Origin of the sequence: Thalassobacterium sedimentorum (assembly GCF_031127905.1) — a bacterium.
Classification (GTDB): Bacteria; Verrucomicrobiota; Verrucomicrobiia; order Opitutales; family Coraliomargaritaceae; genus Thalassobacterium; species Thalassobacterium sedimentorum.
Window position 1 is genome coordinate 148,319 of sequence record NZ_JARXIC010000005.1, and the last position, 19,163, is coordinate 167,481.

A 19,163-nucleotide genomic window follows, 5' to 3' on the forward strand; every position below is an offset into this window, starting at 1 on the left:
TTCCTACGTCACTCAAAAATGAACGACTTCCACTTCAAACGTCTCACTATTGCACTCGCATTAATCATCGCCCCAGTGCTTCACGCACAGAATCAGGCGAGTCAAGAAAGTGCCCCCGAAACAGTTGCCGCCGCCGCTGATATCATCTGCACCCCTGCCCCGGGCAAGAACCCATCGGAACAAGTGGGTCCGATAGTCATGGGCAACATGCCCATCCTGCAAGTCATCGACCTGCTACGTAACATCAGTGGACGTGTAATTATACCCGGCGAAAATCTCCCCAAATCTAAGTTAAATTTCAACAGTGGTACCAAACTTCAACGTACGGAAGCCATCGCTGCACTAGAGAACATTCTAGCTTTGAATGGCGTCTCGCTCAGGCTGATGGACAATGGCTTTGTTCGCGCCATCGAATCAAAAAATCCTGACAATAGTGGTGCCCCATTAATCGAGCATATCCCAGAGGGTGTGAACTCCGAGCAAATATACTCCAAAATTTTCAAACTAAACTATTTTGACAGCAACACCGCCTTTCAACGACTTCGCTCCATGACTTCAACCAAGTCGCGGTCCGCAATCCTCAACCAACCCGAAATCAATTCACTAATTATCACAGATAGTTTAAATAATCTGAAGCGCATGGAAACGATTATTAAACTTTTGGATCAACCAACAGAATCTCGTTTTGAGCTCTATACCTTTCCTGTAGACAATGGCTCAGCAGGGGCGCTTCGTAGCAGCCTCTACCAAATTTTTCGCACAGAACTGAATAACCGGCTACGCACCAGTTTAGTTCATGCAGATAACCGCACCAATAAACTGATGGTGATCACTCACCCTTCTAATTACGAATTCTTTAAAAAAATAATTGAAGAGCTCGATCAACCCGTCGCCCCCTTCACAACCACTGAAGTCATCAAAATTAAAGAGGGAAACTATTGGCATATCTGGTCAACTATCCGCGGAATCGTCCGCCATCAACAATCCCAGTTTCAACGTCGTGGCTTTCGTAATGAAGAACGCAGTGACAATGAAATCAACCGCGTCACCACAACTGGCGAGCGATCGACCGTAGAAAACGATGATAACTCTGCAGAAGCCACCCCACCCGTCGAAGTGGCAACAGCTAATTCTGATCCGAACGTGGTCATGACCGAAGACAGCTCTCCTGAGCTACAATTTAGCCCTTATATTAGTCTCTACACAGACCCATCGAACAAGGCATACGTCATCTATGGGACCCAACAAGACATCAAACGCATGCGCGGGTTGATCGAAATGCTGGATATTAAGTCAGCACCCTATGTCACCAGCGAAGTCTTCGATATCCAACACGCCCGAGCCACTGAAATTCGTAATGTGATCGAATATACCGTAGTGATTCAAAGGCGTAATTTCTCACGCGCGGGTATACAAAGCGGCAATGAGAACAGCAACACGCAGCAAGCCAGTGCCAGCGAATCCGACCAACAAGGCTTCGAATATAGTAATTTCGTAGCAACGATCGCCGATAATCGCAACAATACCATACTCGTACAGGGCACCCAGCAAGACATCGCTCAAATCAAGGCTCTCATCAGCAAGCTGGACGTTGAATCGGCCCCCTTGACCTCCAACCAGGTCATTTACCTGAAACACGCCGAAGCCAATACCCTCGCACGTGTCATTCAAAATATCATCAATCAACAGCGTCACCTATTCGCTCGTCAACGGGTGCGCTCGCAAAGCAATTCTCCTAATGACAACAGTGTGCCTGATAGCCCTGAAATCGGTTTCGAATTTAGTGACTACGCAGTCGTCAATGCCGATCGACGCACCAATGCACTCTTTATCTATGGAACAAAGAACGATATTGAACGCGTAAAGTCCATAGTGGCCGAAAGCGATATCCCTGTCGAACCCATCACAGACACTCAGGTGTTCTCGCTCACTCATACCGATGCCACACAAACCTCATCGCTCATAAATCGAGTGATTAATGGCCAACAACGCGCACTACGCCAAGTGCGTTCTGAAAGCCGCGATGTGTCTAACCCCACTTCGGTTCAGAACTCTGCCTCAGATTCCACCTCCACAGCAGGCATTGTCGAAGGCCAAGAAGCACTACAGTTCAGCTCTTTCATCAGTATCACTCCAGACCGACGCAGTAATTCGATCATCGTGTATGGTACCGCAACTGATATCCGTCAGGTCCAAAATCTGATTGCTCAAATCGATATTGAAGTCTCGCCACTCACCACAAGTAAGATATTCCTACTGGAAAACACACAGGCACGCTCATTATATAGCGTTCTGAACAGTGTCGTGCGCGGACAAGAGCGCGCACTTGCTCAAGTTCGCTCCAGCATTAGGGAGATTCGAAATATCAGGCCTGATGATTCCAATCTAACGGAAGCAGAGCTTAGCCTCGAATCCTTGCAGTTCAGCCCCTACGTGACGATTACACCCAACGATCGAAACAATTCCATCATCATCTATGGCACAGAATCCGACATCTCGCAGCTGGAGTCGCTGATTGAAGTCAGTGATATCAAAATCGCTCCGAAGACACAAAGTCGTACATTCTTCATTCGGCATGCAGATGCCAACGATATTTCCAGCACACTTACCAACCTGATCCGCCAGCAGCAAAGAGTTCGCGAGCGTGAGAGCACACTCACCCGCGTTTTCCGTCGTGGTGATCAACTGCAAGATGAAAACGGCGAACCAATACAAGACAGTAGCGACAGTATCTCGAATGCCGACCTGCTCAGTGAGACTTCCAGCTCCAGCTATAACGACCTCTTCTCTTTTGACGAAGATCTACAGTTTAGCCCCTACGTCAGTATCGTGGCAGATGACCGCAGCAACGCGGTTCTCGCCTATGGCACCACCTTCGACCTCGATCAAGTCGCCAACCTTATTGAGCAAATTGATAATGTGCTCCCTCAAGTCAAAATCGAAGTCGTCATCGCCGAAGTCATTCTAAGCGGTGATCAAATCTCTGGCCTGGAGACCTTTGGAATCAGTTACAATGTAACGAACCCTAATCAAACTACGATAGGCATGAATTCCTCCACGCTTGGCGACACGAGCACACCTGGTTTTGATGCCAATTTCTCGCTCAATGACTTTAGCCTGGACTCGGTCTTCGGCTTAGCAAAATCCGATAGTAATGTTAAAGTGCTCTCGGCACCGACCATCACCACGACTCACAATCGCCTGGCTTCCATCAATGTGGGGGAATCACGCCCTATTATTACCAGTTCGGCATCCAACCTCAATTCCAGTGACTTGGTGACCCGCTCGACGATCGAATTCCGCGACATCGGCATCACCCTAAAAGTACGTCCACTAGTTAGCGAAAATGGTTTCATTCAAATGGACCTCGAGCAAATCGTGGAAACGGTCATCGATACCCAAACGATTGATGGCAACGTACAACCTATTATTGGTACACGCCGTGCATCTTCATTCGTTAGTGTGCGCAATGAAGAAGTCATCGTCATGGGGGGCCTACAAGCCGTTGATGCAACTGACAAAGACGGTGAAGTATTTGCCCTCGGCAAGCTACCAGTGTTCGGCTCACTATTCCGTCCGCGCAGTCATAGCTCCACCGTACGTGAGCTCATTATTTTCATTCGCCCCAGACTGGTCGAAAGCTCGCAGGCAGCCGAACTGATCACACGCGAACATCTACAATCCAGTAGCATGAGCAGCGACCTCGAAAGCTATTTCGAAACTGGCAAGTTCAAAGAGCAGATCGATAAAATGGAAGCCGAGTCCACCAGCGAGACTCAAGCACCTATTACTGAAGTGATCGAAACGTCAAATACGGAGCAAGGGCTCATTCCGGCAAAACGAGTGGATAGCCCACCTGCCTCCGTCACCCCAAGCCGCGAAACAGAACTAGCCGAATAAGCATGAAATCACACATCTCCATTAGCTTAGCGGTCGGACTATACTGTAGTTCGCTTCATGCAGAAACACTTGAAGATTATGCACCACTACTGCAAAATTCTCCATTCCTATCGCAGGCCTTTAAACTACGCTTGGAAAAGTCCGATGCAAAAGGAATCAAAAACTATTCATTTAATGGCTACACCAAGATTGAGAATGAATGGGAGATCTGCCTGATACATAAAAAAGAGAATATTGCGACTTGGTTAAAAATCAACGAGCAGCTTGAAGGATATACACTCACGTCATTTAACCCAAAACTCAACACGCTGACTTTCGAAAAGGATAGCATCACCACTGTGCTGCCCATGGAAATGCCAAAATGACTTCAATCAAAGAAAGGACTTTCATGAACGACGTACTCAGCCTCCCCCCCATCCAACGCATGTTGGAAAACTGCGACCCGAAGCAACTCCAAGCCGTAAAAGAAGCGCCTAGGGATGCGAAGTTGCGTACGCTCTCGGACATCACAGGGATAACTGAACGTGAGTTACTGGGAATGATTTCCAACGGCACAGGCTTAGTATTACTAGACCGTTTCGAGGCGGATCATGAGGCCTCCGAACAAATACCATTACGAATCATCCTACGCTACCAGAGCATGCCGATCAAAGCTCCAGCAGAATGGGAGGGCACATTTTGCATGGCGGTATCATGGCCCCCCGACGCGGTCATGGAGCAATGGCTCTATGCCTGCGTTCGCCAAAAAATCACTTTCTTTCTAGTGCTACCGGAAAAGTTAAACGCCTTTTTCACCGAGCAATATGGTGTCGGCTCCGAAAGTTTGGATGATCCCAAGATGCAAGCCCTATTGGATCGTCCGGAAACCCAAGAAGACGAAAAAGAAGACGAAAACGCGGCAATTATTAAGTTTGTGAACGAAGTCATCGCACAAGCCATGCGCGACCGCGCCACCGATATTCATTTCGAACCACGCAAGGAATCACTCAAAATTCGCTATCGGATCGACGGTAAGCTCGTCCCTGTATCTGTTCCCAAAAACCTAGTCGCCTACCAAAGTGCCATTATTTCCCGGATTAAGATAATGTCGCGACTCAACATTTCAGAGAAACGACGCCCACAGGACGGTCGTATCACTTACGGGGGAGGCCGTGATGAAGTGGATGTCCGGGTCTCCACGCTACCTACGATGTATGGTGAAAGCGTCAGTATGCGCTTACTCGCGGAACAAAACGAACCCGCATCGATTCGTGACTTAGGCTTTATTGATAGCGACGAACAAGCAATTGCCAAAGTGCTGGACCTGCCTCATGGTATCGTACTGATAACTGGCCCAACCGGCTCGGGGAAAAGTACCACCCTGAGCGCATTCATGCATCGCATCGCCACTCCGGATCGTCGTATAATCACCGTCGAAGATCCCATCGAATACGAAATTCCGGAAATTAACCAAACTCAAGTCAACCATGAAATCGGACTCACCTTTGCCAAGGCACTTCGCAGTGTGCTCCGGCAAGATCCGGATGTCATCATGGTGGGTGAAATTCGTGATAGAGAAACCGCCGACATTGCCGTGCGGGCTTCATTGACAGGACACCTGGTACTCTCGACCCTCCATACTAATGATGCACCGGGGGCGATCACGCGTCTTACGGATATGGAGATCGAACCCTTTCTAATCGCATCCTCGGTCGAAATGATCATCGCTCAACGACTGGTACGTCGACTGTGCCAATCCTGCGCAGTGCAAGACGATTCTTCTCAGGATTATCTGCAATCCTGCTTAGGTGCACTGGGAGTGCCCCTATCTGAGATGAAGTATGCCAACAACATCAAAAAACCTTGTGGTTGCGAAAACTGTCGTAACCTAGGATTCAAAGGGCGTATTGGTGTCTACGAAATCCTACGAGTTGATGATCACCTGCATGATCTCATCTACCGCGAAGCATCTGCACGCGAGATTCGTAAACGTGCTTTAGAGCATGGGATGCGCACGCTGCAAACTTGTGGTTGGAATCATGTCAAAAACGGCCTCACGAGTATCCCGGAAATGATTCGTTACGCCGACTTTGACAACAACTCGGAAGAAAGTGCCGAATCGACCAATTCGGCATCCCAATCTTAATCACCCACTATGCCTAGTTTCAATTATCGTGCCCTAGCTAGTAAGGGGAAATACGAAAATGGCCGTATCGAAGCAGCCAGTAGCAATGAAGTACGGCGACTGTTACGAGAGCGCGGTCTCAATCCGATCGAAATATCCGCAACAACAACTAGCAATGCACCAGTTGGAGGCAATACGCCGCGAACCAGCCAAAAGACGATTAAAAAGATCGACTTAAATAAGCTACAGCTCAGCCAGGCCAAATCTGATAAACTCAGTCTCGCATTTCTGGAGAAAGTTTATCAGCTGGTAGAAAGCGGTCTGCCGCTAGGAGATGCCGTCAAATCACTCAATCAACGACTAACCGAACCAACCTTACATGCAATTAGTGAAGAGCTCTGGCGCGATCTAAGCGAAGGTGCAACTTTAGCCGATGCGATGCGGCGCCGACCCGCTTTATTTGATCCGACAATCACATCGATGATCGAAGCGGGTGAAGCTACGGGCAATCTTCAACCCATACTTCAAAATATTATCGACTTACTGGAAGCGCGTATACAACTGCGTAAGGAAATCCTATCCGGCCTGTCCTATCCAGCTTTCCTACTGGTGGTAGTCTTCTTTGTACTACTTTTTGTCCTCTTCTATCTAATGCCCAAAGTCGAGCAAATGTTAGATTCAATGGGAGGCGAACTTTCTATCGCAGCCAAATTAATTATTGGGCTCGCAAATTTTTCTCTAACAGGAGGTCCGGTGATATTAGTGCTATTGTTAGTTTTAGGCGTTGTGATCTTTCAATGGCGCAAGAGCACCGAAGGTCGCCTAGCGTGCGACCGTGCCCTACTACGCACACCTGTCATAAAGAGCATTGTGCACAATGCTGAACTCAGCAGACTCTCTAACCTAGCCTCAATTCTACTGGAAAGTGGTGTGGATACGACGGATGCACTCAAACTCTTGGAAAAGAGCTTTCAAAATGAAGATATACGCCTGCGCTTTAAAATATGCCGCTCTTTAATCTCCGACGGAGCCTCATTTTCTGCCTCATTTCAAAATCAGAACATCGTCGAAGATATGGACGCCGACGTGCTCAGTATCAGTGAAAATACAGGCAGTCTGGTCAAAGGATTCAACCACATCTACCGCAACCGGCACCTAGCCCTCAGTGAGCAGATGAAGCGATTGACGACAGTCATATCTACTGGAGCCTTGCTCTTTGTATTTAGCCTCGTAGCTTTAGTCGTCTTTGGCGTGGTTTCTTCGATTATGCAACTCAGCTCCTCAGTATTAGGCGGCTAAATAGAAAGCGTGCCCTTGGTGCTGGGCAGGGCGTCGGCCATGCGGGGGTCCACCGAAGTCGCGACATCGAGCGCGCGTGCAAAGGCTTTAAAAATAGCCTCGGCGATGTGATGCGGCTCTTCACCATACTCTAGGTTGATATGCAGGTTGCAGGCAGCCTCGTTGGCAAAGGCTTGGAAAAACTCTTTGACGAGCACGATATTGAAATCGCGCACCATCGGGAATTGATAGGCTACCTTATAGACGAAGGCCTGGCGATTGGAAAGATCCAGCACGACACGCGCGAGCGACTCGTCCATCGGCAAGAGGAAGAAACCGTAGCGGCGAATGCCGCGCTTGTCGCCGAGTGCTTTTTTGACGAGCTGCCCCAGCACGATGCCCGTATCTTCTACCATGTGGTGGTAGTCCACATCAAGATCGCCAGTGGCTTTGACCTTGAGATCGAAGAGCCCGTGCTTGGCAAAGAGCGTGAGCATGTGATCGAAAAACGGGATCCCGGTATCAATTTCTGATACGCCGGAGCCATCGACATTCAGCTCCATTTGGATCTGAGTCTCTTTCGTGTTGCGGGTGAGTTGTGCTATGCGTGGTTCGGCCATGATTCGACGGCGGTTAAGAATGCCTTCATTTCTGCATCTGTTCCTATGCTGACTCGAATGAAAGCGCAAGTTAAAGGATGCGAGGGGAAATAGCGCACGAGCACGCGCTGTGATTTGAGATGCTCGAACAGATCGGCGGCCACTTCGGCGCTGGACTCTCCGGCGGCGTTTTTAGGCTCGGTAAACAGGAAATTGGTCGCGGAGGGATAGGTGAACCAACCATAGGCATCCAACTGTGCACGCGTCGCGTCGCGGGTGGCCATCACTTTCTGGCGCTGCACTTCGAAGTAATCGACATCCTCGAAAGCAGCCAAGGCGGCGGCTTGCGCCACGCGATCGAGATTATAGGCATCGCGCACGCGGTCGAGTATACCAATGATCGGCGCCGCAGCCATGGCGAAACCGACACGCATGCCCGCGAGGCCGTAGGACTTGGAAAAGGTGCGCACCACCACGAGATTTTCATAATCCTTGAGCAGCGTCACTGCGGACTCGCCGCCGAAATCGACATAGGCTTCGTCCACGACTAAGAGGCCATCAATCGCCTGAAGGGCTGCTTCGATCTGCGACAGTGGAAAGGCGACACCTGTCGGCGCGTTGGGATTGGTCAGAAAAAAGACTTTTGCCTGCGTCGCTGCCATCGCGTCGACATCCAGCTGCATGGAACGATCAAAATTGACATCCAATAGGCCCTGCCCCGACATCCCGGCCACCACAGGATAGAGTGAATAACTCGGCACAGTGTGCCCTGCGCCCGGAGCCGAAGCAAAGCAGCGGGTGATCAAATCCAGGATATTATCAGAGCCGTTGCCAATAATGACATTGGCCTGCTTCAGCCCAAAGCGCTGCCCAATCGCTGCGCGTAATTTGGCACTGATCGGCTCTGGATACTTACGTAGATCCGCAAGCTGGGCAGCAATCGCATCGGCCACCTTCGGTGAAGGCGCATACGGGTTTTCATTGGTATTGAGCTTCACCCAGCCCTCCCCTTGTGGCTGTTCGCCGGGCACGTAGGCGTGCAAATCTTGTATGTGCGGCAGCGCACGGTCCAGGGCATCAAAAGTCTTCTTCATTAGATAATAGATAGAAGAACCATTCGCCGCGCAGATTCAATCGGAATATCGATCTTCCTGTGCGAAATACACCGCAGGAGCCCAGAATAATCTACTAGGTTTGAATTGTCAGGCACACGCACGGCACTTATCACCCTCATTGATGCAAGCAACTCTCTTACTACTCGCGGCCGGAATGGGCTCCCGCTACGGCGGACTGAAACAACTCGATGCCATGGGGCCGTCGGGCCAAACCATGGTCGACTACGCGGTGCAAGATGCGGTTCGCGCGGGCTTTAGCAAAGTGGTGTTTGTCATTCGAAAGGACTTTGAAGACGCCTTTCGCACGCAAGTGGGCGAGAAGCATACGGATACAATCGAAGTCTGCTATGCCTTTCAGGACCTCAACGACCTCCCGAGCGACTATCGTGCTCCGGAAGGCCGTAGCAAGCCGTGGGGCACCGCCCACGCGGTGCGAGCAGCGCGCGACTGCATCCACGAGCCCTTCGCAGTGATCAATGCGGACGACTTTTACGGGCGCGAAGCCTACGCGCAAATGGCCGTACAACTGAAAGCAACCGACCCCAAGCAACTCAGCGCCAGCATGGTCGGCTACATCCTGCGCAATACGCTCTCACCACACGGGACCGTGAATCGCGGGATCTGCTCGCTCGACAGTGACAATTTACAAGGTGTCGAAGAATACACAGCGATCGGCCACGACGCCGACGGCGAACTACGCGGCATCAACCTAGCCGACGAGCGCGTGTCGCTGTCACCGGAAGCTGTCGTTTCGATGAATTTCTGGGGCTTCACACCTGCGATCTTCGAACACTTGGAAGCCGGCTTTGAAGCCTTTCTACAAGCGCGTGGTCACGAAGAGAAATCGGAGTATTACCTACCCAGCCTAGTCGACAGCCTGATTCAAGAGGGCGCGATCCGCTGCCCGGTCTTACAAACCGAGAGCCCCTGGTTCGGCGTCACCTACCCCGACGACAAGGCCCGCGTAGTTGCAAGCATTCAAAAGCTCACCGACGACGGTGTTTATTAATTTACAGGCGGATCGTTAGCGACTTGCCGTGCGCGTCGAGTTTTTCCAGACGTGCGAAGGTCTCCACCACCGGAGCGGCATTGGCTAAGCTCTTGGCATTATAACGCACGGTGCTGGAACGACGCATAAAATCAGTGGCTTGCAAGCCGCTGAAAAAGCGTCCGGCACGGCCGGTCGGCAGCGTGTGGCTGGGACCCGCCGTAAAGTCACCCAATACGGTCGGTGTTAAATAGCCCTGCAAGATGGCTCCCGCAGTCGTGATTTGCTTACTCAGCGGCTCGATGGATTTGTCAGCAACCTGCAGCTCCAAGTGCTCGGGGGCAATATAGTTGGCCACCTCAGCAGCTTGAGACAATTTCTTACAAGTGACCGCCAGGCAGCGCCCATCCAGCACCTTGGCGCATTTCTCCGCATGCGTCAGCGACGGCATTTGTTGCGCAATGGCTTTTTCTACCTTCTTGAGCAGCGCTTTGCTGGTGGTGGCGAAATAAATGATCTCCTTGCCGCTCCCGTGCTCCGCTTGCGCCAGCAAATCGGCCGCAACATGCTGCGGATTGGCTCCGGAATCCGCAATAATCATCACTTCGCTGGGCCCTGGTAATAAATCGATCCCGATGGTGCCCAACACCTGACGCTTGGCCTCCATCACGAAAGCATTGCCCGGCCCAAACACTTTATCCACAGCCGGAATCGTCTGAGTGCCGTAAGCCATAGCACCAATCGCTTGAATGCCCCCTACTTTATAAACCTCGTCGATTCCGATCATGGAAAGCGCCGCCAACATCGCAGGTGCAATTTGCCCCTCCGCATCCGGCGGTGTGCAGACCGCAATCTCCGGGCATTTCACCAACTTGGCCAACACAGCCGTCATCACGACCGTCGACACCAATGGCACATTCCCGCCAGGAATATAGAGGCCGACACGTTGGATCGGATAAAAGCGCTCCCCCACGATCCCGCCTTGTGCGTTTTTGGCTTTCCAGTTTTTGGGCAGTGTTTGCTTATGAAATTCTTTAACCAGTGCGATCGATTCGCGAATCGCCTTACGATCGGCAAGACTCAGAGATTTGACCGACGCCTTCAGCTCCTCAGCAGAGACTCGCATTTGATTGGCCTTCAGTTGTGCCCCATCAAATTTTTCAGTATACTCGAGCACCGCAGCATCCCCACGCTGACGCACCTCAGCCAGCACCGCAGAAACCACATCGGTGACATCTCCTGCCACGATCGCCTGCTCGCAGAATGTTCTGAGGGCTTGTTGAAATTTGGGCGTATCGGAAAATTCGATCTTTTGCATAATCACGTGAGAGGAACACTTCGATCCCAAGATCGCAAGAATTCAGATCAACAAATATCCAAGAAGCTATTAGAGGACTCCCTATATTTTGAAGTATCGCGTCAAAAATAGACCGAAATAAAAGATATGGAGTCTTTTTACTCCGTGACGGAGTAGTTTTTCATGAAAGCAATATGCTAACTTAATGTTCTTACACCGCGATGCATCTACCAACGTCAGCGATGTAGTTTTATTATATTAAGTTAGCAAATCATGACTACCAACCTACTCAAACTATCAGCCTTATTGATATTGGCAACCTCGAGCGCACAAGCAATCAACAATCTTCCAGGCGCATGGGGCAGTCTATCTGACATCTCGGCACTCAACAATGCCGACAGTGAATATGAAGGCTGGGAGAATCTAAACTCCACCAATACTGATATCGCTGGCTACGGCGGCAGCTACCCTGGCTATGCCGCATGGTCCGATGCAATTGACTCCAATAGCAGTGGCTCCACAGGTAACGGGGCTTATAATAAAACTGCGGGAGCCGGCTACGTAGGCAACACTAGTATCTATTCTTCGGATACCGGCAGCTTCAGCATCAGTAGCTCCGTCGATAGCTTGGACGACGTGAACACAGTCATCTTCCAATTTGATGCGGGTCTCCAAGATGACTGGACAAATTATGTAGCGACACTCAGCTACAACGGCGGCAGCCAATCACTTACAGCCGACTACACTGCACTCACAAACGGAAGCTTTACCAATGAATTTGGAGGCGAAACCATATACTCCTCCAACATACTCTTCCAGTGGGACCTCAGTAGTATCGGCGATACTATTAGCGAATACGTCATCAGCTATGATGTCGTCGCCCACACACAGACCTACGCACTGCAACTCGACAGTAGCGAAGCCATCTTATCCGGCTCAGTCATCCCGGAGCCCAGCAGCTTTGCGCTGCTGGCAGGGCTAGTGGCATTCACCGGCTGCGCGATACGACGCCGCCAGGTGAAATAGCCCCACAACAGAGTTTTCTTCAGCACTGAAGCATCGGATCGAAAGGTCCGGTGTTTCTTCGCTATTCCGGCACCTCCGAGTGAGGCGCTCAACACTCATTGCAACGAAACGCTACGATGCTCAACTCTCTCTACACTCGATTCATCCTTATCACTGTTGGCTTCGCAACTCAGGCATTACAAGCCCAGTGGGCAGACTTCGATGAGCCCAACTACGATGGCATCACTCAATACTCCGAATGGGAGCATTTCATCACCACCAACAACGCCACACCCGATGTCGCCAACGGGACCAACGGCAGCCTAAGTGAAACCACGGGAGCTGGCTTCCCCTCCTCGACACTTAATATTTACAGTTATTCGCTGGATACCAAATTTTCAATTTATGGCAGTTCTACCAATGATCTGGGACAGCTCAATTTACAGTTCGTCATCTGGGGCAGCGAAGACTTCCTCAATCTAGAGCCGCTGCTCCAAGTGACTGGTAGCGAAACGGGAATCGCAGCCGATAGCTCCAACCATGCCTCGGATGGCACGATCTATATCGAAGGACAAGGTGACATCGAGATCACCGTCTTTAGCTTTTTCTGGGATCTCAGCGAATACATCGTCACCGATTATCAGATCGACTTCGGTTTGGCCGTGCACACCAGCTTGGACAAAGTTCGTATCGATACCAGTACCGCCACATTGGTAACAGAGCCGGAGCCCATCGTCCCAATCGAGGTCACCACGTCCATCGTGGACGACGACATCGCACTCAATTTCCCGACCTATTCGGGCAATTACTACCAAATCAAATGGAGCAACGACCTGACTAGCGCTGGAACCGTTAACAACTGGAACGACCTCGGCACACTCATCGCAGGTAACGGTACCGTCCAGCAGATCATCGACCCAGACAGCAGCGAAGACGAACAACGCTTCTATTCGATCATCATCACCAACTAAGCGCAATCAAGCAGGCAAACATATGATGCATCGCACGACCTTCGCCCTACTCTTCGGCTGGCTGTCACTCTTGACAGCCAGCGAGCCCACAGAGCCAGAACTGCCCTTACAGCAACTCAGAGAAACCACGCTACTGGCCACTCGCAGTGAGCGCGAGTTAATGAAAACTCCGGGCAGTATCACTTCCATCAATTATGACACCTTTGCGCGTGAAGGCGTCAACAATGCGGGCGACGTGGCACGCTATCAAACCGGGATTTCGATTCCCTTTGAATTCAGCGGGGGCGATTCACTGGTGCCTTACCGTGGCAGCGGATTCACCAACTATCGTATGCGTGGAGTCGAAGGCAATCGCGTGCTCTTGATGATCGACGGCATTCGACAACCCGCTCAAATCGATGGTGCCGGCGGCAACGGGCGAGACTACTTCGATCCCGGAATCTTTGAACGGGTTGAAATCCTTCGCGGCTCAGGCTCCAGCCTCTATGGCAGCGACGCGATGGGCGGCGTGGTTAGTTTTGAAACACGCTCGCTCGAAGAGGAGCTGGAAGCCTCCGAACGGCCCTGGCTACTCAATAACCGCTTAGGTTACCAAAGTGCCAACAACGAATTCAGCCACGTGCTCAACGCCGGCCTGCGCGAAGGCCCCTGGTATGTGGCACTCAGCAACGCTCTGCGCAGCGGAGAGGAAACAGAAAACGACAAAGGTGAAATCGCAGCCAATCCCCTCGACTCATGGAGTAACCACCTGCTGGGCAAGATTAGCTATCACATGGACGAGGCACAACAACTGACCTTCACCGCAGAGCATTTCAATCGTGAGCAAGATACCGATTTAGACAGTCTCAAATCCAACGGCGATGGCGTGAGTTCACTCCAAACCGTATTGGCAGAAACCATCGCCGACGACAGCCGCACGCGCTACAGCATCGAATACCAGGACAGCAATGCGCATGCGCTTTGGGACCAACTCTCAGTCAAGCTCTACTACCAGTATTCCGAAACCAACACCGAGACGAATACCCAAACTCGCTTTGCCAACATCCTCTCCCGCGACCGGACCGACGACATCCAATTTGCGCAAAGCGCTCTCGGCCTGGCGACTCAGTTTACCAAAGAGTACCAAAGCTTCGGCATGGAGCACAGTTTCATCTATGGCATCGAGAGCTCGACCGAAAATGCCCAAAACAGCTTCACCCGCACAGACCGAGCCCTGGGCGGTAGCGACCCGGTCGAGCGTCCCGCCTTCGATGAAGCCGACCTACGTCGCTACGACCTGTTTTTCCAGAACTTGACGACGAAGGACCGCTGGCTCTTTCAAGCAGGCCTGCGGCTGGGCTACTACGAAATCCTACCGGCCAATAGCGACGACTTTCTGAACCAAACGAATGCCCCCGAAGCATCGTCCGACTATAGCAAGTTTTCCATCTCACCAAGTGCCTCCATCCAATACGAACTCAACGATGCAACCGTGCTCTGGGCCCGCTATGCCAAAGGCATCCGCAACCCCAGTGCAGAAGATTATGTGGGCTTCTTCAATCACTCTGCCACTGGCGCCTATTTCAACCAAATCCCAAATCCCAACTTAGAAGAAGAAACCAGCGATTCCTTCGATCTAGGCATCAAATACGCCAGTGAATCACTGGAATTGGAGCTCACTACCTACTACACGCTCTATGATGGCTTTATCTCGCTGGAGACCATCGGACAAGAAGCGGGGCCACCCGTGACTGAAATCCAGCAAGCACGCAACATCGGGGAAGTGGAAATCTACGGCATCGACCTACGTGCCGACTATCAGTTAGGCGCGATCAGCGATGCCTTTAGCGGCTATAGCACAGGATTGAACTTAAGCTGGGCCGACGGACACAATAAAACCACCGACGACAATGTAAATACCGTCGATCCCTTCGAAGCCGTGCTGCATTTCGGCTACGACTCAATCGACTCCGAAACTCCCTGGGGGCTCCGACTCTACGGCACCTATCGCGCCGAAAAAAAAGACACCACACGTGACTACGCATACTACGTGCCGCCCGCCTCCTTCGTGCTCGACCTCACTGGCTATTGGAGCCTCTCCGAAAACATCAGCCTCAACTTCGGCCTACGCAACCTGACCGATGAGCGCTACTGGATCTGGAGCAGTTCCAGCAGCACAGACCACGAATCCCTGACTTCCGAATACAGCGTGCAACCAGGCCTAAACGGCTTCCTCTCCCTCAATATCAAACTGTAAACAACAGATACAATACAACGACCAATGAAAGCATCCAAATTTAAAAAGATCAGCTGTCAGCTGATCGCACTCACACTCACCGCAGCAGCGCTATCTGCGGAGTCCACTGCCCGTATCGTCACAGTCGGCGGCGCGGCCACCGAAATCGTATTTGCACTCAACCGAGGCAACGACGTCGTCGGAGTCGACCTCTCCAGCACTTACCCCCAAGCCGCGACAAAGCTACCGCAGGTTGGCTATGTGCGTAGCATATCCGCAGAAGGCGTGCTCGCACTGGAGCCCACTCACATCGTCGGCACTAGCGATATCGGTCCGGCCAATGCCCTCAATCAAATCAAAGCCAGCGGAGTGCCCACCAGCGTGATCCCCTCCCCCGGCTCTCCCGAAGATTTATACCAAGCCATCCAAGTACTCGGAGAGGAACTGGAGCAAACAGAAGCTGCCACTCAATTAAAATCTAAAATAGAATCGCAACTCGCTAGTATTCAAAAACTGGAGACAAAACCAAAAGTGGTATTTTTCATGAGCAGCCCCGGACTCGGCCATCTAAATGCCGCAGGGCGCGGAACCAAAGCCACCGCCATGATTGAGCTGGCAGGCGGCGAAAATGTCATTCGCAGTCACCCCGGCTACAAGAGTATCTCGCATGAAGCACTGGTCGCCCTACAGCCCGACATCATTCTCATCGGACTCGCTGAAGGCATGCCGCACAACGAAACACGCATCCTCGATGGCGTGCTCCACAACGCGGCCTGGCAAAACGTGCCCGCGGTGCGCGAAAAACAGGTGCACACAGTGCCACTCGGACGCACCCTGAGTTTTGGTGTGCGTGTAGGAGAGGCCGCCCTCGAACTTAACCAACTGTTTGCCGAGACAGTTTCGAACTAGATGCAGCCCAGCCCCACCAAGCGAATCTGGCAACAGCCCGGAGTGGTGCTCGGCTTGATTGCCCTGGGCCTGCTGCTGGCGATGTTTGTGAGCGCCGCCTTGGGCGATAAATCCATTCCGCCCACAACGGTCGTGCACGCTCTCCTGAATATGGAAGCACACGATGATGCCATCAATGGCATCATCGTGCGCGACATACGTGCCCCGCGCATACTGACTGCGGTACTGGTGGGGGCGACGCTGGCGATCGCAGGTGCAGTGCTGCAGGCCATCTTCCGCAATCCGCTGGCCGACCCGGGACTCATCGGTGTCTCTGCCGGCGGAGCCGCAGGTGCGATCAGCTTTATCGTATTCGGCAGTTGGCTGATTCCGGCCAGCTGGCCCCTCCTACACGAAATAGGCATCAGTCTCTTCCCCATGGCGGGGGGCATCGGAGTGACCTTACTGGTTTATCGACTCGCACTGCATGAAGGCCGCATTCACGTAACAACCATGCTGCTAATCGGGCTGGCGATGAATGCACTGGTCGGCGCCTTGATCGGATACGCCGTCTTTTTCTCCAACGACGATCAACTGCGCGACTACACCTTCTGGTCCTTAGGCAGCCTAGCCCGCGCCAACTGGAACGTATTGAGTTGGTTAGCCCCCATCATTGTGCTACTGATCAGCGCCCTACTCCGCTATCGCCGTCAACTGAACTTACTACTGCTCGGTGAATACGAAGCCGTTCACCTCGGGCTCAATGTAGAAAAGCTGCGTCGGCGCCTCATATTGTTCACCGCGGGCGGGGTGGGACTGACTGTCGCCCTGTGCGGCATGATCGGCTTTGTCGGCCTCATCACACCGCACCTGTGTCGGCTCATGCTGGGGCCGGATCACCGCTGGCTACTGCCCGCTTCGGCCTTGATGGGAGCGACGACTCTAGTCATTGCCGACCTACTGGCCCGCATCAGCATACAATACTCCGAGCTTCCCCTGGGCGTGCTCACCGCCACAGTCGGAGCACCTTTTTTCCTATACTTAATCGTTCGAGCCAAGCGCCGGGCCAGCTTCTAACATGTTACGCTGCGACAACATCACCGTCAAACGCGGCACCCGTGCCGTGCTACGCCAACTGCACTTCGATCTACAAGCTGCGGAGCTCATCGCTGTGATCGGCCCCAATGGTTCGGGCAAATCCACACTGCTCAAAGCCCTGACAGGCGAACTCGCCCTCGCCCGTGGCACGGTCGAGCTGAATGGCCAGTCCTTGGCCACGCAGATGCAACGCCCACAAGACATCGCACGCTGGCGCGCGGTGCTCCCCCAGCAAAGCGAGCTCGCGTTCAACTTCCCCGTGATCGATGTCGTGATGATGGGACGCAGCCCGCATCTCGCTCAGGTGGAACAGGCGCGCAATTTGGAAATCTGCGAAGCCGCACTCGAGCAAGTCGACTGCCTGGCCTTAAAAGACCGCCGCTATCAACACCTCTCAGGAGGTGAACGGCAGCGTGTGCACTTAGCCCGCGTGTTGGCTCAGCTGCACGAAGGCCTCAACTCAGACGGCCCCGCGCTACTCTTTCTGGACGAACCCACCGCCAATCTCGACCTGAAGCATCAAATACAAATCCTCCATCTGGCCCGCCAATGTGCCGATCGCGGCGCAGCTGTCTTTCTGGTATTGCACGACCTGCAACAAGCACGTGCTTATGCCGACCGTGTGCTCATGCTCAAAGCCGGCCGTTCTGTTGCCTTCGGCAAAGCAGCCTCAGTGCTCTCCGCCAAACGAATTGAACGCGTATTCGACATTCCAGTGGAATGGGTACACCACGATGGTGATGCGCTTTTAAAAATCAAAAATCCTAACTCAAACACTACCAATACAACAACATGACCGAAAACAAAGATACCATACCACAAAGCGCCCACACTGGCTACGCTTCGCTCCTTTCCGGATTTCAGTCCATTCAACTTGGCACCGTGTCGACTAGCGGCACCCCCGAAGCCAGCTACGCGCCCGCCGTGCTCACCGAGTCACGCGACTTTTACGTGCATGTGAGCGAGCTCTCAGCACACACCGCTAACTTGCGCGACACACAAAAAGCCTCCGTGCTACTGATCGAAGACGAAGAAACCTGCGAGCAAATCTTCGCCCGCAAGCGTGTCACCTACGCTTGCACCACCGCAGAAGTCGAGCGCGATTCCGCCGAATGGAAGGACGCGATGGAGCGCTTTAGCGAAAAATTTGGTGGCATTATGAACCACTTAAAAGGCATGCAAGATTTTCACCTGATCCGCTTGAGCCCCAAGTCTGGTCGATTGGTCGTCGGTTTTGGGCAAGCCTACGACATCAGTGGCGAGCAAATGGAAGCACTCAGCCACGTGCGCGGCTTCAATGGCAAAGGCCACCGCAACGAACCCGCCACCGCCCACGCAAAATAAAAGATCATGAGCACACCTGAAAGCCCACTTAGCAGTCAAGACATTGCCCGCATCATCAGTCACATGAACGAAGATCATGCCGACTCGGTGCTCGCCTATGCCCAGCACTTCGGGCGCTTACCCGAAGCAAGCGCGGCGCAAATCGTCACACTCGACGAGAATACGCTCACAATCCAGGCAAAGGTCGGAGACGAAGTTCGGAATATAAAAATACCCTTCAAGCACTCACTCGAATCTACCCACGATGCTCACATGACCATGATTCAGATGTCAAAAGCAGCCAAACGTGCCTTAAGTCATTTAGAATAATAGCTGCACGTCGCGGTGCTTCGCCCGTAGACGAAGCACTGCAACGTGCCTC

16 protein-coding genes are annotated in these 19,163 nt (G+C 52.3%); 13 read left to right on the forward strand and 3 right to left on the reverse strand.

Annotated elements, in window-relative coordinates; translation table 11 throughout:
• Nucleotides 1-18 precede the first annotated feature (18 nt).
• Genes QEH59_RS04660 through QEH59_RS04675 form a run of 4 tightly spaced genes read left to right on the forward strand, consistent with a single transcriptional unit; the run spans nucleotide 19 to nucleotide 7,303 of the window.
• Nucleotides 19-3,900: a secretin N-terminal domain-containing protein gene (locus QEH59_RS04660; RefSeq protein WP_308984188.1), complete on the forward strand. Its 3,882-nt coding sequence runs from the start codon at nucleotides 19-21 to the stop codon at nucleotides 3,898-3,900.
• Between the two features lie 2 nt (nucleotides 3,901-3,902).
• Nucleotides 3,903-4,265, forward strand: a complete 363-nt coding sequence (locus QEH59_RS04665) for a hypothetical protein (RefSeq protein WP_308984189.1) — start codon at nucleotides 3,903-3,905, stop codon at nucleotides 4,263-4,265.
• Between the two features lie 23 nt (nucleotides 4,266-4,288).
• Nucleotides 4,289-6,025 carry a GspE/PulE family protein gene (locus tag QEH59_RS04670; RefSeq protein ID WP_308984190.1) on the forward strand — a complete coding sequence of 579 codons (1,737 nt, stop codon included), beginning with the start codon at nucleotides 4,289-4,291 and terminating at the stop codon, nucleotides 6,023-6,025.
• A gap of 9 nt (nucleotides 6,026-6,034) precedes the next feature.
• Entirely contained in the window at nucleotides 6,035-7,303 is a 1,269-nt protein-coding gene (locus QEH59_RS04675) for a type II secretion system F family protein (RefSeq protein WP_308984191.1), read from the forward strand.
• On the opposite strand, the gene hisB is transcribed toward QEH59_RS04675, so the two are convergent.
• Both hisB and hisC read right to left on the reverse strand, forming a co-directional pair.
• Nucleotides 7,300-7,902: an imidazoleglycerol-phosphate dehydratase HisB gene (hisB, locus tag QEH59_RS04680; RefSeq protein ID WP_308984192.1), complete on the reverse strand. Its 603-nt coding sequence runs from the start codon at nucleotides 7,900-7,902 to the stop codon at nucleotides 7,300-7,302. The genes QEH59_RS04675 and hisB overlap by 4 nt on opposite strands.
• Nucleotides 7,884-8,975 (reverse strand): histidinol-phosphate transaminase, encoded by a 1,092-nt coding sequence (gene hisC, locus QEH59_RS04685; RefSeq protein ID WP_308984193.1) that lies wholly within the window; start codon nucleotides 8,973-8,975, stop codon nucleotides 7,884-7,886. The genes hisB and hisC overlap by 19 nt, the downstream gene beginning before the upstream one ends.
• A 142-nt stretch (nucleotides 8,976-9,117) precedes the next feature.
• Between hisC and QEH59_RS04690 the strand changes: the two genes are divergently transcribed.
• On the forward strand, nucleotides 9,118-10,005 hold the full coding sequence (locus QEH59_RS04690) for a nucleotidyltransferase family protein (RefSeq protein WP_308984194.1): 888 nt from the start codon (nucleotides 9,118-9,120) through the stop codon (nucleotides 10,003-10,005).
• A 1-nt stretch (nucleotide 10,006) separates the two neighbouring features.
• Here QEH59_RS04690 and hisD read toward each other — a convergent pair whose 3' ends face one another.
• Entirely contained in the window at nucleotides 10,007-11,302 is a 1,296-nt protein-coding gene (gene hisD, locus QEH59_RS04695) for a histidinol dehydrogenase (RefSeq protein ID WP_308984195.1), read from the reverse strand.
• A gap of 252 nt (nucleotides 11,303-11,554) precedes the next feature.
• Between hisD and QEH59_RS04700 the strand changes: the two genes are divergently transcribed.
• The 8 genes from QEH59_RS04700 (at nucleotide 11,555) to QEH59_RS04735 (ending at nucleotide 19,111) form a co-directional block, all read left to right on the forward strand.
• Nucleotides 11,555-12,307, forward strand: coding sequence for a hypothetical protein (locus QEH59_RS04700; RefSeq protein ID WP_308984196.1), 753 nt, complete (start codon nucleotides 11,555-11,557; stop codon nucleotides 12,305-12,307).
• A gap of 98 nt (nucleotides 12,308-12,405) precedes the next feature.
• Nucleotides 12,406-13,257 (forward strand): hypothetical protein, encoded by an 852-nt coding sequence (locus QEH59_RS04705; protein WP_308984197.1) that lies wholly within the window; start codon nucleotides 12,406-12,408, stop codon nucleotides 13,255-13,257.
• Between the two features lie 22 nt (nucleotides 13,258-13,279).
• Nucleotides 13,280-15,493 (forward strand): TonB-dependent hemoglobin/transferrin/lactoferrin family receptor, encoded by a 2,214-nt coding sequence (locus QEH59_RS04710; RefSeq protein ID WP_308984198.1) that lies wholly within the window; start codon nucleotides 13,280-13,282, stop codon nucleotides 15,491-15,493.
• Nucleotides 15,494-15,517: 24 nt separating this feature from the next.
• A complete protein-coding gene (locus QEH59_RS04715; RefSeq protein WP_308984199.1) occupies nucleotides 15,518-16,381 on the forward strand; it encodes a heme/hemin ABC transporter substrate-binding protein in 864 nt (287 codons plus the stop codon).
• Nucleotides 16,382-17,437 carry a FecCD family ABC transporter permease gene (locus QEH59_RS04720; protein WP_308984200.1) on the forward strand — a complete coding sequence of 352 codons (1,056 nt, stop codon included), beginning with the start codon at nucleotides 16,382-16,384 and terminating at the stop codon, nucleotides 17,435-17,437. It abuts the gene before it with no gap.
• 1 nt (nucleotide 17,438) lies between these two features.
• Entirely contained in the window at nucleotides 17,439-18,254 is an 816-nt protein-coding gene (locus QEH59_RS04725; protein WP_308984201.1) for a heme ABC transporter ATP-binding protein, read from the forward strand.
• On the forward strand, nucleotides 18,251-18,802 hold the full coding sequence (locus tag QEH59_RS04730) for a HugZ family pyridoxamine 5'-phosphate oxidase (protein WP_308984202.1): 552 nt from the start codon (nucleotides 18,251-18,253) through the stop codon (nucleotides 18,800-18,802). Before QEH59_RS04725 ends, QEH59_RS04730 begins: the two co-directional genes overlap by 4 nt.
• A 6-nt stretch (nucleotides 18,803-18,808) precedes the next feature.
• On the forward strand, nucleotides 18,809-19,111 hold the full coding sequence (locus QEH59_RS04735) for a DUF2470 domain-containing protein (protein WP_308984203.1): 303 nt from the start codon (nucleotides 18,809-18,811) through the stop codon (nucleotides 19,109-19,111).
• Nucleotides 19,112-19,163 lie beyond the last annotated feature (52 nt).